The organism is Emticicia agri (assembly GCF_004168285.1).
Lineage (GTDB): Bacteria > Bacteroidota > Bacteroidia > Cytophagales > Spirosomataceae > Emticicia > Emticicia agri.
In genome coordinates this window covers 25,634-48,864 of the sequence record NZ_SEWF01000027.1, presented here as the reverse complement: position 1 = coordinate 48,864, position 23,231 = coordinate 25,634, and the positions used below count along the sequence as shown (strand labels likewise).

The following is a 23,231-nucleotide window of genomic DNA, read 5'->3' as shown; positions in this document are numbered from 1 at the left end:
ATGAAAGAGAATATATATATATTAGAAGAAGCCTGTGCCACAAAGGAAACAGGTGCATACTATCCTCAAATTACGAAGATGGGGAAAGGGTATGATTATAATGCTAAGGATTCCATTTATATATTTTCAAGGCAATATTATAACTCAATACCTCCCTTTATACCAAACTTTGATCATTTTGTAATGAATGGAAAGTCAAAAATAAGTGATTTTTTGAGCTGTAGCTTGATGGGTTCAACAGGTTTTATCCTAAGTGTTCAGGTAAAAGAAATTTTCGAAAAATTTCTTTTACCTGAACACAGGTTTTATCAAATTAGGCTGTTAAGGGGAAAAGATTTCATTGAAAATTATTACTATTTAAAAGTAGTTTGTGATTTATCTGATATTGTGGACTACCCTAATAGTATATTTATTAAAAAAGATATTCGAGATAGAATTCTTGAAGAAATAATATTAGATGATAAAGAGGCATATATTAGAAAAGATCAGGAGGTAAAAAAAGAATCAAAAATCCAAGATATTTATTATTCTCTTTGGGCAAAAAAAATAGCTTTAAAATACACCATAGACTTTGACCTTTTTAGCGTAAGAGGAACTTTTGATAACAAAATTTATATTAAAGAAAATTTAAAAAATGCTTTATTCGAAAAAAATATAACTGGAGCTGAAATTCTTCATACTGATAGGATTATCCTTCCCTGAAAAAAGTTGATTATTTTAAGTGTAATAGATAAGACTTAATCTGACAGCAGGGTGCTAAAATTAACTGTCAGATTAAATCGTGACTATTTCATTTAAAGTTAAGTAGGCTATTTACAAAAAAATTTAGCAATAGATATAAAGAGGGTATTAAATGAAATTCTATCATAAGTTAACTCTTTCCCTTAAAGGAAGAATCTCTAATCACTAACTCTCCCTGAACAGATTGAATAGTAGAGCTGGTAGTATTTTTGTTCTTAATGTTTTCAATAAGCAGATTTATAGCAGCTTCGCCAACTTTGGTTGGAAAATGATTAAAGACTGTCAAAGAGGGTTCAAATAACTCACACAGAATATCATCACCAAAACCAACAAATGCCATATCTTCAGGAATTTTAATTTGTCTTTTTTTAGCCTCCACCATCATTTCTATGGCATTTCTTGAGAGCATAGCAAAAAGTCCATCTGGTGGATTTGGCAGATTGATGAAATATTCAAAGGCCTTCGTTCCATCATTTTTATTCATTTCTGAATAATAAATATATTTCTCATCTACTTCAATACCATATTTTTGAAGTGCCGCTTTATACCCTTCCAAACGAATCTGTGAAATATAAAACTTCTGAGGTCCAAGCATGACACCAATCTTGCGACAACCTTGTAAAATTAAATGTTCTACCAAATCAAAACTTCCTTTAAAGTCTTCATGAATTACTTTTGGGGTATCTATCTCGTTACAAACTCTATCAAAGTGTACTATGGGGATACTTTTTGCTAATACCCTTTGAATATGTTCAAAAGAGGTGGTCTCTTTTGAATGACTTACCAATAACCCATCTACACGGCATGCTATGAGCGTTTCTGTATTGAGTTTTTCAATAGCTTCACTTTCACTTGAATGACAAACCATTATTCTATAACCCGTGTCAATAGCCACTTGTTGAATACTCGCTAAAGCAGTTGCAAAAAAAGGAAGTTCAACATTCGGAATCACTACACCAATCGTGTTCGTCTTACCTTTATTCAGACTCTGAGCTAATAAATTAGGTCTGTAATCTAAGTCAATGGCCGCTTGCATGACTGCCTTTCTGGTAAATGGACTAATATCAGCTTTACCATTTAAAGCCCTCGAAACGGTAGAAGCAGCAATACCCAAATGCTTCGCCAGATCCACAATGGTGGCCTGAGTAGCTTTTTGGGGTAATCTGGCATTTTCATTTTCTAAAATGAAGTGGAAATTACATAGTTTACAAAAAAAACGCTGCTTTCCTCTTAAAAAACCAGATCTGATTACCCCATCTACCGAATTACATTTAATACATTTTTGCATACCTGATGTTGCACTTTTTTAAGATTACTTATCAATAATCAAATTACGCAAAAATTTCTTTATAACCATTAATATTCCTTTTCTCTTACCACTTCATTACAAAAAACCTAAAAAAAATGATTATCACAAACGTTTCTGATAGTTGGCGTTCAATAGTAGGTGTCAAATTGACACGCTTTATTTGGAAATCAAATTTCTGCATATAGTTTCGATAATCCTATTTTTTCAAAGAACCTGAAATTTTAGTATTTCAAACATAAAAAATTGTACTAATCAAATAAAACTTCTACAAAAATGAAACAGAATTACCCATTAAGAACCCACAGTTTTAAACAGAAAATCCTATTATTACTGCTATTTTTCAGCCCATTAGTGATTTTAGCGCAGACCAGATCAATCAGCGGGCGTGTAATAGGTGGAACAACTAAAGACCCAATGCCAGGGGTTGGTATTACCATTAAAGGTACTCAACGGGGAACTACCACAGATGCCTCAGGCAACTTTAAGATTGATGCTTCTTCTGAAGAAACCCTCGTTTTTAGTTTTATCGGTTATTTAGCTCAGGAAATTAAAGTTGGCAACCGTTCTGCAATTGAGGTAAATCTACTGGAAGATACCCAAGCATTGGAAGAAGTAGTAGTAACGGCCTTAGGTATTAAAAAAGATGCTAAGAAATTAGGATATGCTACTTCAACGATTTCTGCAGATGCCATTACAGAAAACCGTTCTCCCAATTTTATGAATACCCTGCAGGGCAAAATAGCCGGAGTAAATATCTCTGGTCTGGGTACCGGCCCCAATGGCACATCAAAAATCAGGATAAGAGGTCAATCTTCTTTTGCAGGACAAAACAACCCATTAATTGTTATTAATGGTGTGCCTATTGACAATACCAACTTTGGTACAAATCCCGGAAACGCCGCTTCTGATAACTCTATCGGCGTGAGAGGTGGAGGAAATACTTCTGATGGCGGTGATGGTTTATCGAGTGTAAATCCTGATGATATTGAAAGCATGACTGTGCTTAAAGGAGCTACCGCAGCAGCTTTGTATGGTTCACGTGCCAAAGATGGCGTAATTATGATTACTACTAAAACCAAAGGGAGCGGGCGTGGTATTGGCGTAAGTTTCAACTCAAATTACACCAACGAAACACCTCTCGACTTTACCGATTATCAATACGAGTATGGTCAGGGAGAAAATGGTGTTCGGCCTACTACACCTAATCCTACTTCCGGTCAATGGTCTTTTGGTGAGAAATTTCAACCCGGTATGACACAAGTATTGTTTGATGGGGTTACTGTTCCGTATGAACCTGTCTATAACAGAATCAGGAAATTCTTTAGAAATGGCTCGAATTTTACCAATACCATCAGTTTATCAGCAGGTGGTGAAAAAGGTGGTTTTAATCTTTCATTTGCTAATATGGACAGTAAAGGTATTGTGCCTAATAATTCATTCAGCCGTAAAACTGTGAACCTCGGCTTTTCTTATGATTTGTCTAAAAAACTGAGCTTTTCGGGAAATGTAAATTATTCTAACGAATTCAACAAAAATCCTCCGAATATAGCCAATCAGGATAACTCTATTCCAACAGCACTTTATAATATGGCTAATTCCATGCCTTTGGATTTGCTGGATCAAAAGAAATATGACGCTGATGGGAATGAGTATGTTTATTCAAGATTTAAGAATCGTACCAATCCTTACTGGGTATTAGCTGAACAGTTTCAGAATATTCGCCGTGATAGGCTTTTTGGAAATATTTCAGCAAAATATAACATTTTACCCTGGTTATTTATTCAGGGACGTATTGGTCAGGATTTCTGGTCTCGTGACCAGGAATTTAACAACTTCCCGACAGGACATGCTTCCTTAAGCCCTGCACCTGCCGGGTTTGTGAATGGTACATTTACGCAGGAATCGAGAAGATTCAGAGAGACCAATGCTGATGTATTGATTTCGGCCAGCAGAAAGTTCGGCGATTTTGGTATTGACATCAATGCCGGGGGGAATCAGATGTATCGTCGTTCTGATTTGAACAGTGTACTGGTTCAGGATTTTGTCGTAAGAGGCTTGTATACGGTTATGAATGGTCGGGTAAAAGACCCGATTTATGGTTTGACCGAGAGAGCTGTTAACTCCATCTATGGTTCAGGAGAATTATCTTATAAAGACTTCCTTTTTGTGAATGTTACGGCCAGAAACGACTGGTTTTCTACACTTTCGCCCGAAAACAGAAGTATTCTATACCCTTCAGTCTCAGGTAGTTTTGTATTCTCTCAGGCGTTTCAGTCAGCACCAAGCTGGTTGAACTTCGGGAAATTACGACTGGCCTATGCCGAAGTGGGTAGCGATACAGATGTGGCGCCTTATTCAAATAACCTTTTTTATGGCATCAATGCTAATCTGTTTCCAAATCCTTCGGGAGCGGCTCAACCTGTCGGTGGTTCGCAGGGTACCACTGTACCAAACGCTGGTTTAAGACCGATGCAAACAGCCGAGTCTGAAATCGGATTAGAACTGAAATTATTTAAGAATCGGGTAGGTCTTGACTTTGCTGCTTATAGAAAAATAACCAATGACCAGATTGTATCTGCCCAGATTTCTGATGCCTCCGGTTTTACTAATACATTGATTAACAGTGGTAAAAGCGAAAATAAAGGGGTTGAGTTCTTACTTAATTTAGTGCCTTTACGAACAAGAAATTTTCAATGGGATCTGACATTTAACGGCTCTTATAATATCACCAAAGTTTTAAGTTTACTGACCGATACCCCGGGTGAAAGAATTACCGTTGGTACGCACGTGTTCAATGGAGAATTAAGACAAATAGTTGGCCAGGAAATGGCTCAGATATATGGCTTTGGATACAAGAGAGACGCACAAGGCAGAAAAATATTTGGCACAGGTGGTTTGCCTATCCGTACACCAGACCTTATCTCATTCGGAAGTGCTCTGCCAAAATGGGTAGGGGGTATTAATAATTCATTTAATTACAAAGGAGTTAATCTTTCCTTTCTGATTGATTTCAAATTGGGTAACAAGATGTTATCCGGCACTAATTTCAACCTTATCAGAGAAGGGTTACATAAAATTACGCTGGAAGGAAGAGACGGAATTATCGGTGATGGAGTCAATGAAAAGGGAGAACCCAATACAGTAAAAGCCAATATACAACCTTATTGGGAAATTGTAAGAACTGCTGCTTTGGTTGAGCCGGTCATTTATAACGGTGGCTACTGGAAACTTCGTCAGATTACTGCCGGGTATGACTTTACTAAATTCCTGCCTCAGAATTCTCCAATTAAAGCAGTAAAACTAAGTTTCGTGGCAAATAATGTATTAATGCTAAAAAAATGGGTGCCTAATATAGACCCTGAGTCTTTTGGCTACTCTTCTGACAACCTTGTCGGACTGGAATCTACGGGTCTGCCAACAACCCGCAGTTTAGGGTTCAATTTAAACGTTAAATTTTAATGCTAATAATCATGAAAAAAATATATAGTTACTTATTAATAAGCTTTTTTATTGTATTGGCTTCCTCGTGCGACAAAGGTTTTGATGAACTCAATGTCAATAAAACAGCAGCCACAGCCATCAACCCGGCCTTTATATTCAATAATGCTTTAATTAATGCGTCTTTTCCGGCAGGTATTGTGCAGTATGAAATGGGAATTGTGCAACAAATGGTAACGCCCAATTCTGGCGTGGTAGCCGGAGCCAACTTTAATCAGGATAACAGAGATGCCACGCAACAGCTATGGCAACGGTATTACAGAACAGTAGTTTTGTTTACAACCGATGTCATAAAAACAGTGAAAGATGTTCCGGCAAGAAGCAACCTGCTTAACATGGCTCGTATCTGGAAGGCTTATGCTTTTATAATCCTGACGGATACTTACGGCGATGTTCCTTACGACCAGGCCGGTAAAGGCTTCACAGATCAGATAGTTCTGCCAAAATATGATACGCAACAAGCAATTTATACTAATGTTATTAAAGAACTGACAGAAGCAACCGCAGCGCTTGATGCAGCCAAAACCCGTGAAACAGCAGATGTGCTGTATGGGGGCGATATTGCCAAGTGGAAAAAATTTGGTTACTCTTTGATGCTACGTGTGGGCATGAGACTAACCAAAGTTGATGCGACATTGGCCAAAGAGACGACACAAAAGGCCATTCAGGGAGGAGTATTCAGTTCGAATGCTGATAATGCTTTTATTAAACATGATGCCAACTATGTGAATGGTGTAGGCCAGATGCTTAATTCTACCGAAGCTGCCAACTTCTTCTTAGCTGCTCCGTTTGTAGATTATCTCAAGAAAACTAATGACCCAAGGTTAAAAGCTATTGCTGTTAGATATGTTGGGGCAGGGTCAGGTTCTGATCATGTAGCTTCCAGAGCTTCTACCGACCCTGCAATCCAGATTGGTATGCCTTTGGGTTATGATAACAACACCGTTAAAGCGCCTGCTGCTGCCGCAGGTCTGGCGAGCTTTTACGAATATAGCCAGGTGGACAGAACCCGTATGACCAAAGTAGCAAGCCCTATGTTTTTTGTTACGTATGCACAAACCCAGTTATTACTAGCCGAAGCAGCACAAAGAGGATGGGCAACCGGTTCGGTGGAAGAGTATTACAAAAATGGTGTCAGGGCGCACATGGAACAATTAGCTGCTTATGATGTCAATTCTACTGTTCCGGCAGAAGCCATAGATACCTATCTGAAAGATCATCCTTTTGTACCTGCCGATGCTTTAGAACAAATCAATACGCAGTATTGGGTGGCTTCTTTCTTAAACGGGCCGGAAGCATTTGCCAACTTCAGAAGAAGTGGTTTTCCTAAATTAACGCCTAATCCTTTTCCCGGAAAAAGTATCAAGGGTGATTTTATCAGACGACTGACTTATCCGAACTCTGAGATTTCTGTTAATTCTGCGAATGTGAAAGAAGCCATAGGCAGACAAGGAAATGACGATCTGGATTCTAAAGTATGGTGGGATAAATAAACCAGTAATACATAAACATAAATCGCTGTTTGCATTTCTTTTACGAATTAAGCTATTAAATAGTTTGACAGCATTTGGGTACATTTAATTTAAGAGGCCGTCTTCTATGTTGAAAACCAATGAGAATCTTGTTTTTCAACATAGAGACAGCCTATTAACATTATTCAATAACTCTCTATTAACTCTAATGAAACTAAAAGACTACTGGTACACCATAAGCATCATTTTTCTGGTAATACTTGGCTATAATTTCCCTGATACGTTCAGCAGTTTTTTTGGAGTTAAACTCAACACATTTATTAAACCTGTTTTACAGGTTATTATGTTTGGAATGGGTGCAACAATGACAGTAAATGATTTTACAGAAGTTTTTAAATCACCTAAGATAGTACTTATAGGCTTAGTATGTCATTTCACAATTATGCCTTTTTCAGGACTGGTACTATCAAAGGTTTTTAGTTTTCCGCCCGAAATTGCAGCCGGAATTATTCTAATCGGGAGCAGCCCGAGTGGGCTTGCCTCAAATGTAATGGCACTCATTGCCAAAGCAAACGTAGCACTATCAGTTACTATTACCACTTTGTCAACGTTGATAGCACCGATTATGACTCCTTTTCTGATGAAATCATTGGGAGGAGGGCTGATAGAGGTAGAGTTCTGGGCTATGTTTTGGGATATGTCCCAAATGGTGCTTTTACCTATAATTTTAGGGTTAGCTATCTATAAAATAATACCCCGAATAATAGCCCGATTTAACAAAGTACTACCTGTTTTTTCCATGTTAGGTATTGCCTACGTAATATTGGTGGTTACTGCCAGTGGTGCAAGTTCTCTCAAAACAGTTGGTTTGCTATTGGTTATTGTTGTCATAATTCATAATATTTTTGGCTATGCTCTCGGTTATTTTTTCTCTCGATTGTTAAAATTCAAGGAAGAAGATGCACGTGCAGTTTCTTTTGAGGTAGGTATGCAAAATGCAGGGCTGGCATCTGCTTTAGCCAACGAAATGGGTCGCATTGCCACGGTTGGATTGGCTGCTGCTATTTTCGGACCTGTAATGAATATTACAGGATCAATGTTAGCGAATTTCTGGAGTAAACACCCACCGAATGAACCATTTTCAGATAAAACAAATCATTGAAACCAAATTAAAACCTTATTCTCCCTGATAGCTATGAGAAAAATTTATTTAGCATTTCTCCTTCTTTTTAGGTTATCAACCCTACATGCACAGCAAATTCCGAAAGAATATCTACTCCATCTTACACGTGAATGGAAAGGCGAAAGATTTCCTGACGGCAGGCCTAAAGTAGATGATGCACTCCTGAAACGGATGAAAAAAGTAACTTTAGAAGAAGCATGGGCCGTTTTAAGAAACCATAACTATAAATACCAGTTTGAAGGAAACTGGCAAACCATCAATCCTGATTCTGTACTGGTTGGCAGGGCGGTAACGGCTATTTTTACGCCCGGACGACCGGATTTGCAAACTGCTATTGATGACAAAGGCCATGAAAAAGATGGTCGTATCAAGTCTCAGAATGCCTGGCCTATTGATTTGCTGGTGAAAGGAGATGTGTATGTGGTTGACCAGTTTAATGCCTACGAAGATGGCCCTACGATTGGTGATAATCTGGGTAATTCTATCTATGCCAAAACAGGAAACGGAATTGTGTATGATGGTGCTGTAAGGGATTTGAGTGGATTGAAAGAAATAGGTGGATTTACCTCCTTCTATCGAAGCTATCATCCATCGCATCATCTGAATGAGGCCAAGAGAGCCTTAAATACTACTTTGGTGGGTATTAACCAACCTACCCGTATTGGAGCGGCTACAGTGATGCCCGGCGATATTGTATTAGGGAGAGAAGGCGGCGTAGTATTTATCCCTCCCCATTTAGCTGAAGAAGTAGTTAAAGTCTCAGAAGTAGTTCGGCTCCGTGATATGTTTGGTCATCAAAGGCTCCGTGAACAAAAATATACTCCTGGACAGATTGATACCCGATGGTCGGATGAAATTGAGAAAGATTTCTCCCAATGGCTTCGTGAACATATCAATAAATTACCCGTAGACCCGGCTCAGATTCAGGAAATCTTAAAGCAAAGAACCTGGTAATTCAATCTTTGTATTTTTAAAAACTACTATCCAACCGAAGGGGAAATCCTCTTTTAAACCTTTACACTTTAGTGAACAGAAGAAATTTTTTCCAGAAAGCCGCCGTAAGTTCGGCTTTAGCAGCCACCTCATTTTCAACATTCGGCAATGAGTTTATACAGGCTATTGATAAAGCGCCTAAAAGTTCGGCTCCTTCAGATTTAAAAATAACTGATATTAAAGCCGGATATATTCGTGGAGGTCATAGCCTTTTTGTAAAAATTTATACCAATCAGGGAATAGTGGGTCATGGAGAAGGGGTTGATGCAACCCCGGGTACTTATCATCTTGTAAAATCAATGGGGCGTAGAATTCAGGGACAAAACCCTTTGAATGTACATCGACTGTTTGAAACCATCAGAAAATCCGGTTTTTTTGAAGGAGCACAATCAGGTATGTATGTGGCCGTTCTGACAGCTATTGAAACTGCCCTTTGGGATGTAGCAGGCAAGGCACTCGGCGTACCTGTCTATCAGCTTTTAGGAGGAAAATTCAGAGATACTGTAAGAGTATATATGGATACCGCTTTATATCAGAATCAACTACCCAAACCTGAAGACTTTGCCAAAGCAGCCCGTGAGGCCGTTAATATGGGATTTAACGCTGTTAAGTTTGATTTAGACCAGGGCAATGACCCTAATAAATATGACCGTTTCAACTGGACTGCAAGCCCGGCAGAACTCCAACGTATGTACGACCAGATGGCCGCTGCCAGAAAAGAAGTAGGTCCTAATATTGATATATGTGCAGATATGCATGGACGGTACGACGCTACTACGGGCGAAAGAGCTGCTAAAATACTCGAACCTCTTGGTTTAATGTGGCTCGAAGAACCAATTCCTGCCGAGAATACAGATGCGTATAAAAAAATAACTGCCTCAACTTCGACACCCATTTGTGCAGGCGAAAACCATTACCTTGCTTATGGATTCAGACCATTGCTCGAAAGCGGAGCTGTGGATATTATCATGCCTGATTTACAAAAATGTGGTGGTTTAGGTGAAGGACAACGTATTGCTAACTTAGCCAACCTTTATTATGTGCCGTTTGCTCCACATATGGTGGCATCTTATCTCGGAGCAATGGCTTGTGCCCATGTTTGCGCCTCAGTACCGAATTTTATGATTATGGAGTGGCAGATATATTTCCACAAAGACCCTATGTTTAAAGAAATTGTAACGTTCAAAGGTGATATGGTTGAAAAAAACGGATTCATCAGAGTAAGAGATGAACCGGGTATCGGTGTAGAAATCAATGAAGAAGGAATGAAAAAATATGCTACACCAGGTGTACCTTTCTTTGAATAGTCATTTATGTAAATAGCTAAGAATATCGTGATAGAAAAATGTTCCGATTCGTCTATTCTTAGCTCGCCTTTTAATCCTCAAAAACAAATATTTTACTATCTAATGAAAATTTACAATACAACACCTGGTCCTTATCTCGAATACAAAGACAACTTTTACTCTTATATTGAACACAGTTTCGATTCACTGATAAACCAACCCAATCTTTACCAGTTTCTTAATCAAACAATTACTACTAAAACCGCCGAAAAAGATTTTAGCTTAGATGGTATCCTTCTCCCACCCATTGTTTCCCAAGAGGTATGGGCATCAGGTGTTACCTACCTGCGCAGTAAAAATGCCAGAATGGAAGAATCGAAAGATGCAGGAGGCGGAGATTTTTATGACAGAGTGTATGTGGCCGAGCGCCCTGAGATATTCTTTAAAGCTACAGCTGCCCGTACAGTCGGCCATCAGCAAGGCGTGAAAATACGCAGAGATTCTAAATGGAATGTGCCAGAACCTGAACTTACGCTCTTTGTTAATTCAACGGGAAAAATTGCCGGATATACCATTGGCAATGACATGAGTTCGAGAGATATTGAAGGAGAAAATCCTTTGTATCTTCCACAAGCCAAATCTTATGACAAAAGCGCAGCAATTGGCCCTTGCATTTTAGTATTGGAGCATCCTATTTCTAAAGAGACAGAAATTAAACTTGAAATCGAAAGAAACGAAACCAATATTTTCTCACAAACTACTCGTTTAAACCAAATGAAAAGAGAGTTTGATGAGCTGGTCAGATACCTGACTTTTGATTGCACTTTTGCCAATGGTTGTTTTCTGATGACAGGGACAGGCATTGTTCCACCGGATAGCTTTTCATTGATACAGGGAGATACCATACATATTTCAATTGAGGGAATCGGCACTTTAACAAATACAGTAGAATAATTTATAATAAGGAAATCATATATTAATATAATGATTGTTTTGTTTCATTAAAACCGGTCTAACGTCTGTAATTTACAGGCGTTAGATTTCATTTTAAATATTACTGATTTTTCAATAGTTTATACTTATCATTGATACATGAAAATAAAAATATTTATTCTGTTTGTTTGGGCAATAGTCTTGTTCTCAAACTTCACTTTTCAGGATAGCACCTATAAAGCTCAGTCTTTAAAAGAAGCCTTTAAAAAAGATTTTGCTATCGGCACCGCTCTTAATTCAGCACAGATTGAAGAACGGAATCCAAGGGTCAATAATCTTATCGTTCAGCAGTTTAATATGGCTACACCCGAAAATGTCATGAAATCAGCTTTACTGCATCCTAAATGGGATACTTATGACTTCACTATGGCTGATAAACTGATAGCATTCGGGCATAAAAATAACATCAAAATTAATGGGCATACACTCATCTGGCACAGTCAGTTGCCAGGTTTTATGAGACGCATCCAAAGCAGTGATTCAGTTAAAACCTTTTTTACGGACCATATTAAAACTGTTGCCTCACATTTCAAAGGAAAAGTTTTCTCATGGGACGTAGTAAATGAAGCCTTAAACGAAGATGGAACCTTACGGAACTCTGTATTTTTTCAAAAATTAGGAGAAAACTATGTTACAGAGGCGTTTCGCCTGACGCAAGAGGCTTCACCAAATACCGAGTTATATTATAACGATTATAATAACGAACAGCCTGCTAAAAGAGCCGGATGTATCAGGTTGATTAAAAAGATTCAGGAAGCGGGTGTCCGGATTGATGGTGTGGGTATTCAGGGGCATTGGCATCTTGGGAAAATACCATTCAAAGACATTGAGGAGAGCATCCTTCAGTACGCTGCATTAGGTATAAAAGTAATGATTACAGAATTGGATATTGAAATATTGCCACGCAATTTTCAGGGAGCAGAGGTAAGCCAGCGCATGGCCAATAACGCTGAATCTAACCCCTATCCAAATGGTTTACCTGATGAGATTCAAAAACAATTAGCTGATGACTATGAAACGCTTTTCAAACTATTTCTGAAACATAAAGATAAAGTTACAAGAGTTACTTTTTGGGGAGTGAATGATGGCGATAGCTGGCTGAACAATTGGCCTATCCGAGGCCGAACCAATTATCCTCTGCTCTTTGATAGAAATAATCAACCTAAACCTGCTTATTTCAAAGTGATAGGGCTGAAAGAGTAAGGATGATCGCAAGATTTATTCTTACCTAAGTCATTGCAGATAATGAACTTAAGACTTAAATTGTATAAGTATTCACTTAATTATTCAACCAAAATTTATTCATTATGAAACAGTTTTTAGTATTACTTCTATTCTTAGGCACCTTTACAGCCTTTGCACAAAATCCGATTGATGGTAATTGGAAAGGAACGCGCGAAACCGATAACGGTACTTTTGAAGTCAACTATACATTCAAAGTGGAAGGAAACGAATTGAAAGGTACCTGGAAAACACAATTTGGAGAAGCCAAAATTGAAAACGGCAAAGTAGAGGGCAAAAAAATCTCCTACAGCATTTCATTCAACGATATGAAGATTAACAGCACAGGTGAATTAATCACCGAAAACGAAATAGTGGTTAAAAATGAAAGAGGCGAAATGAAATTAAAGAGAGTAAAAGAATAAAGTAAAAAAGACCATCTTCTCAGTATTTTTCACGAGAGGAGATGGTCTTTTGCTATAAGAATGGGACATTAATTTATGAAGAAATCTTCACTGTTCCTCCGCTCTTAGCAGCCTGATAGATAGCTTCCACTACTCTTATATCTCTTAATCCTTCCTCACCGGGTGCTATCAATTGTGTATTATTCATTAATGCCAGACAATCTTCATCCAACTGTTTAGCTTGCTGACTTTTGATTGGGAAATCAATTATCCCACCCGAATGGCTTCCTTTATTACCACCATATGCCGAAAACGGCTCCATCTTTAACCAGCCTTTTTCGTAATTGACTTGCAGGTAATTCATATTAATCCCAAAACTGGTATAACAGGAAGCCATAGCGCCACTCGGAAACTGTAACTGAAACAGCATAGTTTCTTCCACTTCTTTATATATCTCGGGGCGAATCACATGCGCCTGAGCTGTAACACTGATGGGTTCTTCGCCTGTGGCCAATCTTGCTCCCTGCAAAGCATATACACCCATGTCAGGCATACAACCACCGCCTAACGCTTTCTTTTGTTTCCAATGGGTTGTTCTCCCATCTACATAACCTGCGCCACAAGCAATCATCATAGGTTTGCCATATATCTTTTCTCTTCCTATGCGCATATATTCCTGTGTGTTAGGGTCATGCTGGCATCGGTAGCCGATGGCTAATTTTACTTTATTGTCCTCGCAAGCCTTAATCATGGCCTTGCAATCGGCTACACTTGTAGCCATTGGTTTTTCGCAGAATACGCGTTTACCTGCTTTCGCTGCTCTTACCACATATTCACGGTGCATGCTTGGTGGAAGCACAACATATACGACATCGATATCAGGATTATTAGCTATCGAATCAAAATTCTGATAATTATAGATGTTTTTATCAGGGATATTATATTTCTTTTTCCATTGTTCGGCTTTGGCAGGTGTACCTGTTACAATACCTGCCAGATAGCATTTATCTGTCATTTGTAAAGCAGGAGCCAGTAGGTCGGTACTGTAGTAACCCAGGCCAACCAGTGCAATCCCCAGTTTGTCTTTCTTTTTGGCTAAACTTGCCAATAGCGTATTAGGCGAAAATAAGGTAGCAGCACTTCCTACTGCTAAAGATTTAATGGCATCACGTCGGGTAAACATAGTTTTTAAGCGTTAAGTGAATACTAAATTCTTGAAATCAGTTAGAGAAGTGTGAAAAATGAATGTAAGGCTGATTGTTTTGGTTTAAACAGGTTTTACCAAAAAACTGCATAAACCACTGTAAATATAGCTATTACCAGCAATGCCCCAATAGCAAAAGGTGTTTCAACCTTAAACCATTCTCTTTTTACTTCAAAAGCATTCGTCTGATTTTTGCCTTTTCCTTCAATCAGGCTGACAGTAATATGCACTAATGAACAAATCCAGAATACAACGCCCATACGATTCATGAATGGAAACTCAGGATAAAGGCTTTCGATAATAGCTGATAAAACGATACTAAGTACAGCAGCTGACAATGCCCCATTAGCTGTGGCTTTTTTCCAGAAGAAACCCAGCAGGAAGATACTCAGAATACCCGGTGACACATATCCTGTATAGACCTGAATGTATTCAAAGGCCTGTCCGAAATTAGCTAAAAGTGGGCTTACAATCAGGGCAATAATAAAAGCAATGACAATCACTACCCGGCCTGTCCAGACAGTTTGTTTTTCAGAAAGATTTTTATTGAAGAATTTTTTATGAATATCCAGCATATAAATGGTCGAAATACTATTGGCTTTCCCTGCCAAAGAAGCTACAATGGCTGCTGTAAGGGCTGCAAAAGCCAAACCTTTTAAGCCAACTGGTAATAGATTTAACAATACGGGATAAGCATTATCAGGTTTTACAATACCGTTTTGCGTAATACCATTGACGATTGTAGCATCAGCATTTTCCTGAAAGATAACATACGCTGCCAGACCCGGAAGAACCACAATAATCGGCATCAGCATTTTCATGAATGCCGCAAATAAAACACCCTTTCGGGCAGTAGAGATATCCGCTCCTAATGCACGTTGGGTAATATATTGGTTACAGCCAAAATAGTTCAGGTTATTTACCCATTGACCACCAATAATAAACATCATAATACCCGGCACCTGACGATATGCATCGATAAACCCACCTTTCCCATCATGTACCTGATATTGGTCAGGTTTGAAAATCATGTGTAAATGCCCCTCAGCTTTTTGTGCAATCAGGTTCATGCCCTCCCATACACCTGCACCTGTACCTACTTTATCAGAGAGCAAACCGAGTGCCAGGTAAGTAGTAGCTAATCCTCCAAAAATCAGGCAAACCACCTGAATAACATCTGTATAGCCGATTACTTTCATACCTCCCAGGGTAATGATTACGGCAAAAATCGTCAGAAAAATAGCACAGGACATAAAGCTAAAGCCTGTCATTTTCTCTAAACTCAATCCGCCCAGATAGATAATGGAAGTGAGATTTACGAAAATATATAGAAAAAGCCAGAAGACCGCCATAATGGTCGATAAGCGTCCATCATAACGCTTGGCAAGGAATTGCGGCATCGTAAAAATCTTGTTATTAAGATACATAGGCAGGAAATAAACTGCCACTATCAATAAGGAAACGCCGCCCAGCAATTCATAAACCGAAATAGCAATACCTAACTGAAATGCTTGCCCACTCATCCCGATAAATTGTTCAGCCGAGATATTGGAAGCGATAATGGAGGCACCGATTGCCCACCAGGTTAGTGAACCTTCGGCCAGAAAAAAATCTTTGCTATCGGCTGATTGCTTGCCTTTGTTTTTGTATATCCAATATCCGTAAGAAGAAACAATAATAAAGTATACCAAAAAGATAAGATAGTCGAGGTTTTCGAGTCCGAGAGTCATTTAAGTAAAACTATTAGGTTGAATATGATTGATGTAGTAAAATAGCTTTTTAACTATTTACTTTTTTATAATCGGCTAAAAATTTCTCCAAACCTATATCTGTTAATGGATGTTTCAATAAGGCTGTGATAGCACTCAATGGACCGGTCATGACGTCAGAGCCCAATTCAGCACACTTAATGATATGCATAGGATGGCGAACTGAAGCGGCTAAAATCTCCGTTTTGTAACCATAATTATCAAAAATCAAACGAATTTGCCGGATTAGCTCTAACCCATCTACGGAAATATCATCTAATCTTCCGATAAAAGGCGAAACATAGCTGGCTCCGGCTTTTGCTGCTAATAAGGCTTGCCCAGCCGAGAATATTAAAGTACAATTAGTTCGGATACCTTTTTCAGAAAAATACCTGATAGCCTTTATTCCATCTTTTACCATTGGTACTTTTACTACAATATTAGGGTGGATTTCTGCCAACTCCTCTCCTTCTCTCACAATTCCATTAAAGTCGGTTGCAATCACTTCGGCTGATATAGGGCCATCTACAATTTCACAAATAGCTCTGTAGTGTTTCAGTATATTTTCATGGCCGGAAATGCCTTCTTTGGCCATTAAAGACGGATTGGTGGTTACACCATCTAACACACCTAAATCATTCGCTTCCTGAATTTCAGCTAAATTGGCTGTATCAATAAAAAACTGCATTTGCTTAAAGTTTAAAATTAAAGTAAATTAGTTAGCATCCTTGCCCGTAATAGGCGTTTTTACCGTGCTTACGTTCATAGTGTTTCATACGCAAAGTATCTTTTATACGGGGTGTATCCGGATTAATTTGTAAAGTAAGCATGGCCATGCGTGCCACTTCTTCTAAAACAGCGGCATTATAAACCGACTTCTCTGCATTTTTCCCCCAGGTAAACGGGCCATGATTCTGGAGCAAAACCATCTCTACCTCATTATGTGATAAGCCTTTTGCTTTAAACACATCGAATATCTGATTACCGGTTTCAAATTCATAATCTCCCTGAATCATTTCATCTGTTAATACAGGTGCACATGGAATATCCTGATGAGTATGGTCGGCATGAGTAGTACCGAAAATCGGAATATCTAACCCTGCCTGAGCCCATGCTACTGCATAAGTACTATGGGTATGGGTTATACCCCCGATGCTTTCCCAGTTTTTGTAAAGTTGCGCATGCGTTTTGGTATCTGATGAGGGGCGAAGTTTACCTTCTACCAGCCTTGCATCATAATCTACAATCACTATGTCTTCTACCTTTAGTATATCATAAGGCACACCGCTCGGTTTAATAGCAAACACTGCTTTTTCTCTATCGACAGCACTCACATTACCAAAAGTGAACAGAACCAGACCCAGTTTCGGAAGCATCATATTGGCTTCGTAGCATTCTTCTTTTAATGATTGATAGTTGCTCATTTGTAGAATACTTCGTTAACTTTCAATTCGTTTTTTATCCCTCTGATGGTGGTTTCTTTATCTATTACCACCAATTCTGTGTTAAGCATATCTGCCAGGTCTTCCATGTATTCAACAGTAAGGTTCTGACTATATACCGTATGATGCGCACCACCTGCCATAATCCATGCTTCGAGGCCTACTTTCATATTGGGCTGAGGCTTCCATAAAGCACGGGCTGTGGGTAATTTAGGAAATGATTCTGTAACTTCTATTGCCTCAACTTCATTCACAATCAGTCGGAAACGGTTTCCTAAGTCAACCAGTGATACATTTAAAGCAGGGCCGGAAGCCGCATTGAATACCAGACGCACCGGATCTTCTTTCCCTCCTATTCCTAAAGGATGTACTTCGCATTTTATTTGACCAACTGCAATAGATGGGCATATTTCGAGCATATGAGAGCCCAATACCATAGCATTTTCCGGATTGAAATGATAGGTGTAATCTTCCATAAAAGTATTGCCACCTTTCATACCGCTGGCCATCAGTTTCATGACATGTACCATCGCAGCTGTTTTCCAGTCACCTTCGCCACCATACCCATATCCGGCTGCCATCATGCGTTGTGATCCTATGCCTGGCAACTGGCGCATGCCGTGTAAATCTTCAAAAGTATTGGTATAAGCTGAATAGCCCCCCTCTTGTAAGAATGCCTTCAACCCTGATTCAATACGGGCGGCTTCAATTAATGAATTGCGTCTTTCGCCATTCCTCGCTAATGCTGGCATCAGTTCGTAAGTATCTTCATACTCTTGTATGAGTTGAGCAATTTCAGCCTCAGAAATCTGATTGATTACCTCCACTAAATCGCCAACTGCATGGGTATTTACCGAAAAACCGAATTTCATTTCTGCGGCTACTTTATCGCCGTCAGTTACAGCTACCTGACGCATATTGTCACCAAAGCGCACGAGTTTCATGTGTTGCATCTGGTATTTACCCACTGCGACACGAGCCCAGATATTGATTTTTTCGTGTACTGAATTATCCTGCCAATGCCCGACCACTACTTTACGGTTCAGTCGCATTTTTGACATAATATGCCCAAACTCCCGGTCGCCATGCGCCGACTGGTTGAGGTTCATGAAATCCATGTCTATGGTTTCAAATGGAATATCGCGATTGAACTGGGTATGCAGGTGCAGAATCGGAATCTGTAAAGCATTCAGCCCACGAATCCACATTTTGGCAGGTGAAAAAGTATGCATCCAGGTAATGATGCCTACACAATTGGGTGTATAATTAGCTTCTTTGCAGATAGCAAGTATCTCATCCGGCGTTTTTACGACTGGCTTGAATATAACTTTTACAGGAATCGTTGACGAATTATCAAACGAGTTGGCTATAATTTGAGAATGTTCATCAACCTGGCGGAGAGTTTCTTCTCCATATAAATGCTGACTGCCTGTTACAAACCAAACTTCAAAGGATTTTAGATTAAGCATTATTTTCTGTAAATTTTCCTAAACGCTGATATTTTCTATATAATTTCTGATATACTTCTACACATTCAGGTCGAGGTTCATAGTGGGCATCAAACCCTGAACCCATTGCTTTTTGCGCCTCAAATAAATCGTTATGAACTCCTGCTGCTACTGAAGCATTCATGGCAGCCCCCAAGGCACAAGCCTGGTCTGAACTGGCTACTTTGATAGGCATATTCAATACATCAGAAAGTGTTTGCATCACAAATGGTGATTTTTTAGCTACGCCACCAATAGCAATTACCTGCCTGATTGGTACACCTTCCTCAATAAATCTATCAACAATAGCCTTTGAGCCAAAAGCAGTAGCTTCTACCACCATTTTAAACAATTTTGTAGCATCTGCTCCTAAATTCAGGCCCATAAAGGCCGCTTTCAGTAAATGATTGGCATCTGGTGTGCGCCGACCATTGATCCAGTCAGTAGCTACGGGGTCGTTTTCGGTAACAGGTAAAAGAGCAGCTTTCTCTGATAGATGAGGGATGAGTTTCTGTGCTAATTCATCGGCTGTTTTTTCACCTAATAGTTCACGGACTGGTTCAGTGATTAATCGCTGAAACCAGGCATAATAATCGCCATACGCCGATTGCCCGGCTTCCATGCCAAGCATCCCCGGAATGATTGAACCATCTACTTGTCCGCAAATACCTTTAATTAACAGGTGTCCAATCTCTTCGTTAGGGGCAATGAGCATATCACAGGTTGAAGTACCCATCACACGCACAAAATCATAGGGTTCAATTTCAGCACCTACGGCTCCCATATGACAATCGAAAGCCCCCACACCTATCACGACATTTGCTGGAAGACCTAATTTCTCAGCCCATTCAGGTGAAATCAGACCCATTGGCTCATCAGAAGTATAGGTATTTATAAATAGCCTTTTGCGTAATCCGGCTAAAAGAGGATCGAGTTTATAAAGGAAATCCTCCCAGGGAAGCCCTTTAAATTCTTCGTGCCACATAGCTTTATGACCTGCCGCACAACGCGAACGCTTCAGTGTCAGAGGATTGGTATTGCCTGTTAGTACTGCTGATATCCAGTCGCAATGCTCTACCCAAGAAAATGCTTTTTCACGAATGCTTTCATCTACTCTCAATGTATGAAGTATCTTAGCCCAGAACCACTCTGATGAATAAATACCGCCTACATACTTGGTATAATCAGTATCCCAGCGATGTGCCAGATGATTAATTTCTTCTGCTTCGGCATTAGCTGTATGGTCTTTCCAGAGAATAAACATGCCGTTAGGATTGTCAGAAAATTCCGGCAACAAAGCCAACGGTATGCCATTTTCATCAACTGCTACAGGTGTAGAGCCTGTTGTATCTATAGAAATTCCTACAATATTTTGTTTGACTTCTTCTGAAATATTAGTTAATACACCTTTAATGGCACTTTCAATTCCCTCGAGGTAGTCTAACGGGTGCTGCCTGAATTGTGAGATAGAAGCATCACAATACATTCCGTTCATCCAACGGGTATAGTGGGCGACAGACGTACTTACACATTGTCCATTGGAAGTATTAACTAATAATGCTCTGACAGAATCAGTTCCAAAATCAATTCCTAAAGTAAATTTGTGGCTCATCTTTTATGTGTTACAATGACACATTTTATAATATATAATATTCAATACCGATTGTTCTATTCTCACTAATTATGGATATTTCTAAAAGCTAAAAAGTGTTACAATGACACATTTTATTTCAGAAAAAATCCTTTAACTCTCTCCTTTATTCTACAAAGGCTTGTTTCTATATCATGGCATCTGACATGAAATTATGAAAGGCATTAAACTGACTCTGGTATTTTTCTTTATCAAGTTGATAAAGAATAGCCTTTTTGGTGGTTGAATTCTGATTCTTTTCGCCGGTATCAATTAAAAGTTTGGTTGAAAGAATCTTACGGCTAAAATTACGTCTGTCAAGTGGTGTGTCATAAATAGCTTCATATAATTTTTGAAGCTGTGGAATAGTAAATTTCTCTGGTAAAAGTTCAAAACCTATCGGATGTAAAGCAGCTTTATAACGTAATTGTTCCAAAGCCATATCTACCATCTGGTTATGGTCAAAAATCAAACTGGGTCTGTTTTTAAGGTTGAGCCAATGGGCATTTTGTGCCTTTGCCTGGTCCTGATTATGGTCATGGATGTTTATCAGAGCAAAAAAACAAATAGAGATTGTTCGTTCTACCGGGTCTCTTCCTATTTTCCCAAAGGTTTTGATTTCTTCAAAATATATATCTTTTAAGCCTGTTAAATCATACAAAATACGGTTAGCCGCCACTTCAAGGTCTTCTTCAGCTTCTAAAAAACCACCCATCAAAGACCACTTCCCTTTTTCGGGCTCAAAATTCCTTTTAATTAAAAGTAATTTAAGTTCTTCGCCGTCAAAACCAAAGACTATACAATCAAGGGCAACCAGTATTCTGGTAGAATGGGGATATTTATTCATTATTTAATGTGCTGCCTAATATTTGCACAAATTTTAGTAATCCAATACTCAAAATCAATAAAATTCGTGAAAATCAATGATTTTCACGAATCAAATCTTAACCTAATAAATATTCAATATTCAATCCTTAATCAAATTGTGTAAATATAACACAATTTATTTTTATTCAGAAAATTGTATTAAAGTATTTTAAAATTTACTTTTTCACATTCAGAACAATAACCGAATAGGCTGGTATTGTTAGTTTTAATACGCCTTTTTCGAGCTTTGCGCCACTAAAGTCTTTTACTGCTACTTTATTGGGTTGCTCGAATGTATTATGGTCATTAATTTTTGCCGAACTCAGAATTTGTCCTGAAATTTTCGAAAAATCTTCCCCTCTCAGATTAATGGTAACCTCATGCGGTTTACTGTAATCTATATTTGTCAACGAGATATTTAATGCACCCGAAGCATCTTTTGAAGCTGATGCCGAAACGGCTGTCAGTTTTTTGCCCTGATATTCGTAAGACGGCGACTCAATGCTGATAGGGACAAGCATAGCATCCTGATGCACATTATACATTTTCATAACATGATAGGTAGGTGTTAATAGCATCTTCTCTTCATTTGTCAGAATTACTGATTGCAATACATTTACAATCTGCGCCAGATTTGCGCCACGCACACGGTCTGCATGGTTATTAAAAATATTAAGTGTCAAGCCGGCTATCATGGCATCACGCATGGTATTCTGCTGATACAAGAAACCCGGATTTGTTCCCGGCTCTACGCTATACCAGCCTCCCCATTCGTCAACAATTAAAGCTACCTTTTTCTGTGGGTCATACTTATCCATAATCGTACTATGTCCTTTAATGAACTCATCCATTTGCCAGGCTTCTTGCATAATCTTGAAGTAATGCCCTTCATTAAAGTCAATCGATGGCCCTTTGTCTGTCCAGCTGATTACTGAATAATGATGCAAGGCTACGCCTGCGAGCATTTTATGCGGAATGTTTTTCATCAGTGTTTCTGTCCAGGCATAATCTCCGTCACTTGCACCAGAAGCAATCCGGAAAATTTGTGAGGTATTATCCCAGTCAGTCATAAATGTAGCATACTGCCGATAGATATTGGCATAGTACTCAGCGGTCATATTACCGCCACAACCCCATGCTTCATTGCCTACACCCCATAGTTTAACATTCCAGGGTTTTTCACGACCATTTTGTTTACGAAGCTCAGACATCGGACTTCCACCCGGATGACTCACATAGGTAACCCAATCAGACAAATCTTTAACAGAACCGCTACCTACATTCCCTGCCAGATAAGGCTCTGCGCCTATACGCTCACAAAGGTCAAGAAAATCGTGTGTGCCAAAGCTGTTATCTTCTGTTACACCACCCCACCAAACATTCACCATTTTAGGACGATTGGCTTTAGGGCCAATGCCATCTTTCCATTGGTAAGTATCGGCAAAGCAACCACCCGGCCAACGAAGGTTAGGGATTTTCAGGTCTTTCAAAGCCTTGATTACATCGTTCCGCACTCCTGCAGTATTAGGGATTTTAGTATTCCCTTCACCTACATAGATACCTCCGTAAATACATCTTCCGAGGTGTTCAGCAAAGTGTCCGTAGATATGTTTGTTGATTTGTGTCTTAGCCAAATCGGTATTAAGTGTAATGCTGGTCTGGGCAGAAGTTGTAAAAACTATACACCCGACAATGAATGAAAGAAAGGCTTTTTTCACTTTACTTATAGTTATGATTGTAAATTCTTTAGGGC

The 23,231-nt window shown here is 39.0% G+C and carries 18 protein-coding genes; 9 read left to right on the top strand and 9 right to left on the bottom strand.

The window, feature by feature from the left end:
- On the top strand, positions 1–702 hold the full coding sequence (locus EWM59_RS17575; protein WP_130022562.1) for a hypothetical protein: 702 nt from the start codon (positions 1–3) through the stop codon (positions 700–702).
- Between the two features lie 169 nt (positions 703–871).
- Here EWM59_RS17575 and EWM59_RS17570 read toward each other — a convergent pair whose 3' ends face one another.
- A complete protein-coding gene (locus EWM59_RS17570) occupies positions 872–2,029 on the bottom strand; it encodes a LacI family DNA-binding transcriptional regulator (RefSeq protein WP_130022560.1) in 1,158 nt (385 codons plus the stop codon).
- Between the two features lie 294 nt (positions 2,030–2,323).
- On the opposite strand from EWM59_RS17570, the gene EWM59_RS17565 reads away from it, so the two are divergent.
- From EWM59_RS17565 to EWM59_RS17530, 8 genes are all read left to right on the top strand, one after another.
- Entirely contained in the window at positions 2,324–5,509 is a 3,186-nt protein-coding gene (locus tag EWM59_RS17565; RefSeq protein ID WP_130022558.1) for a SusC/RagA family TonB-linked outer membrane protein, read from the top strand.
- Positions 5,510–5,520: 11 nt separating this feature from the next.
- Complete coding sequence (locus EWM59_RS17560) at positions 5,521–7,041, top strand: SusD/RagB family nutrient-binding outer membrane lipoprotein (RefSeq protein ID WP_130022556.1); 1,521 nt, start codon at positions 5,521–5,523, stop codon at positions 7,039–7,041.
- Positions 7,042–7,228: 187 nt separating this feature from the next.
- A complete protein-coding gene (locus tag EWM59_RS17555) occupies positions 7,229–8,182 on the top strand; it encodes a bile acid:sodium symporter family protein (protein ID WP_130022554.1) in 954 nt (317 codons plus the stop codon).
- A gap of 33 nt (positions 8,183–8,215) precedes the next feature.
- A complete protein-coding gene (locus EWM59_RS17550) occupies positions 8,216–9,157 on the top strand; it encodes an RraA family protein (RefSeq protein ID WP_130022552.1) in 942 nt (313 codons plus the stop codon).
- A 71-nt stretch (positions 9,158–9,228) separates the two neighbouring features.
- The gene (locus EWM59_RS17545; RefSeq protein ID WP_130022550.1) at positions 9,229–10,503 is read left to right on the top strand and encodes a mandelate racemase/muconate lactonizing enzyme family protein; all 1,275 of its coding nucleotides are present in this window, start codon (positions 9,229–9,231) and stop codon (positions 10,501–10,503) included.
- 102 nt (positions 10,504–10,605) lie between these two features.
- A complete protein-coding gene (locus tag EWM59_RS17540; protein WP_130022549.1) occupies positions 10,606–11,436 on the top strand; it encodes a fumarylacetoacetate hydrolase family protein in 831 nt (276 codons plus the stop codon).
- A 138-nt stretch (positions 11,437–11,574) separates the two neighbouring features.
- Positions 11,575–12,678 carry an endo-1,4-beta-xylanase gene (locus tag EWM59_RS17535; RefSeq protein WP_130022548.1) on the top strand — a complete coding sequence of 368 codons (1,104 nt, stop codon included), beginning with the start codon at positions 11,575–11,577 and terminating at the stop codon, positions 12,676–12,678.
- A gap of 104 nt (positions 12,679–12,782) precedes the next feature.
- Positions 12,783–13,121, top strand: a complete 339-nt coding sequence (locus tag EWM59_RS17530; RefSeq protein ID WP_130022546.1) for a hypothetical protein — start codon at positions 12,783–12,785, stop codon at positions 13,119–13,121.
- A 73-nt stretch (positions 13,122–13,194) separates the two neighbouring features.
- On the opposite strand, the gene EWM59_RS17525 is transcribed toward EWM59_RS17530, so the two are convergent.
- The 8 genes from EWM59_RS17525 to EWM59_RS17490 all read right to left on the bottom strand — a co-directional run bounded on the left by EWM59_RS17525 (position 13,195) and on the right by EWM59_RS17490 (position 23,196).
- The gene (locus EWM59_RS17525; protein WP_130022545.1) at positions 13,195–14,283 is read right to left on the bottom strand and encodes a Gfo/Idh/MocA family protein; all 1,089 of its coding nucleotides are present in this window, start codon (positions 14,281–14,283) and stop codon (positions 13,195–13,197) included.
- A 95-nt stretch (positions 14,284–14,378) separates the two neighbouring features.
- Positions 14,379–16,034 carry a sodium/sugar symporter gene (locus EWM59_RS17520; protein ID WP_130022543.1) on the bottom strand — a complete coding sequence of 552 codons (1,656 nt, stop codon included), beginning with the start codon at positions 16,032–16,034 and terminating at the stop codon, positions 14,379–14,381.
- 49 nt (positions 16,035–16,083) lie between these two features.
- Entirely contained in the window at positions 16,084–16,740 is a 657-nt protein-coding gene (fsa, locus tag EWM59_RS17515) for a fructose-6-phosphate aldolase (protein WP_130022542.1), read from the bottom strand.
- Positions 16,741–16,771: 31 nt separating this feature from the next.
- Positions 16,772–17,476 (bottom strand): L-ribulose-5-phosphate 4-epimerase, encoded by a 705-nt coding sequence (locus EWM59_RS17510; RefSeq protein WP_130022541.1) that lies wholly within the window; start codon positions 17,474–17,476, stop codon positions 16,772–16,774.
- Complete coding sequence (gene araA / locus EWM59_RS17505) at positions 17,473–18,963, bottom strand: L-arabinose isomerase (RefSeq protein ID WP_130022539.1); 1,491 nt, start codon at positions 18,961–18,963, stop codon at positions 17,473–17,475. The genes EWM59_RS17510 and araA overlap by 4 nt, the downstream gene beginning before the upstream one ends.
- Positions 18,956–20,593: a ribulokinase gene (locus EWM59_RS17500; protein ID WP_130022537.1), complete on the bottom strand. Its 1,638-nt coding sequence runs from the start codon at positions 20,591–20,593 to the stop codon at positions 18,956–18,958. The genes araA and EWM59_RS17500 overlap by 8 nt, the downstream gene beginning before the upstream one ends.
- Positions 20,594–20,759: 166 nt before the next feature.
- The gene (locus tag EWM59_RS17495) at positions 20,760–21,458 is read right to left on the bottom strand and encodes an NUDIX hydrolase (protein WP_130022536.1); all 699 of its coding nucleotides are present in this window, start codon (positions 21,456–21,458) and stop codon (positions 20,760–20,762) included.
- Between the two features lie 196 nt (positions 21,459–21,654).
- The gene (locus EWM59_RS17490) at positions 21,655–23,196 is read right to left on the bottom strand and encodes an alpha-N-arabinofuranosidase (RefSeq protein ID WP_130022535.1); all 1,542 of its coding nucleotides are present in this window, start codon (positions 23,194–23,196) and stop codon (positions 21,655–21,657) included.
- Positions 23,197–23,231: the final 35 nt, after the last annotated feature.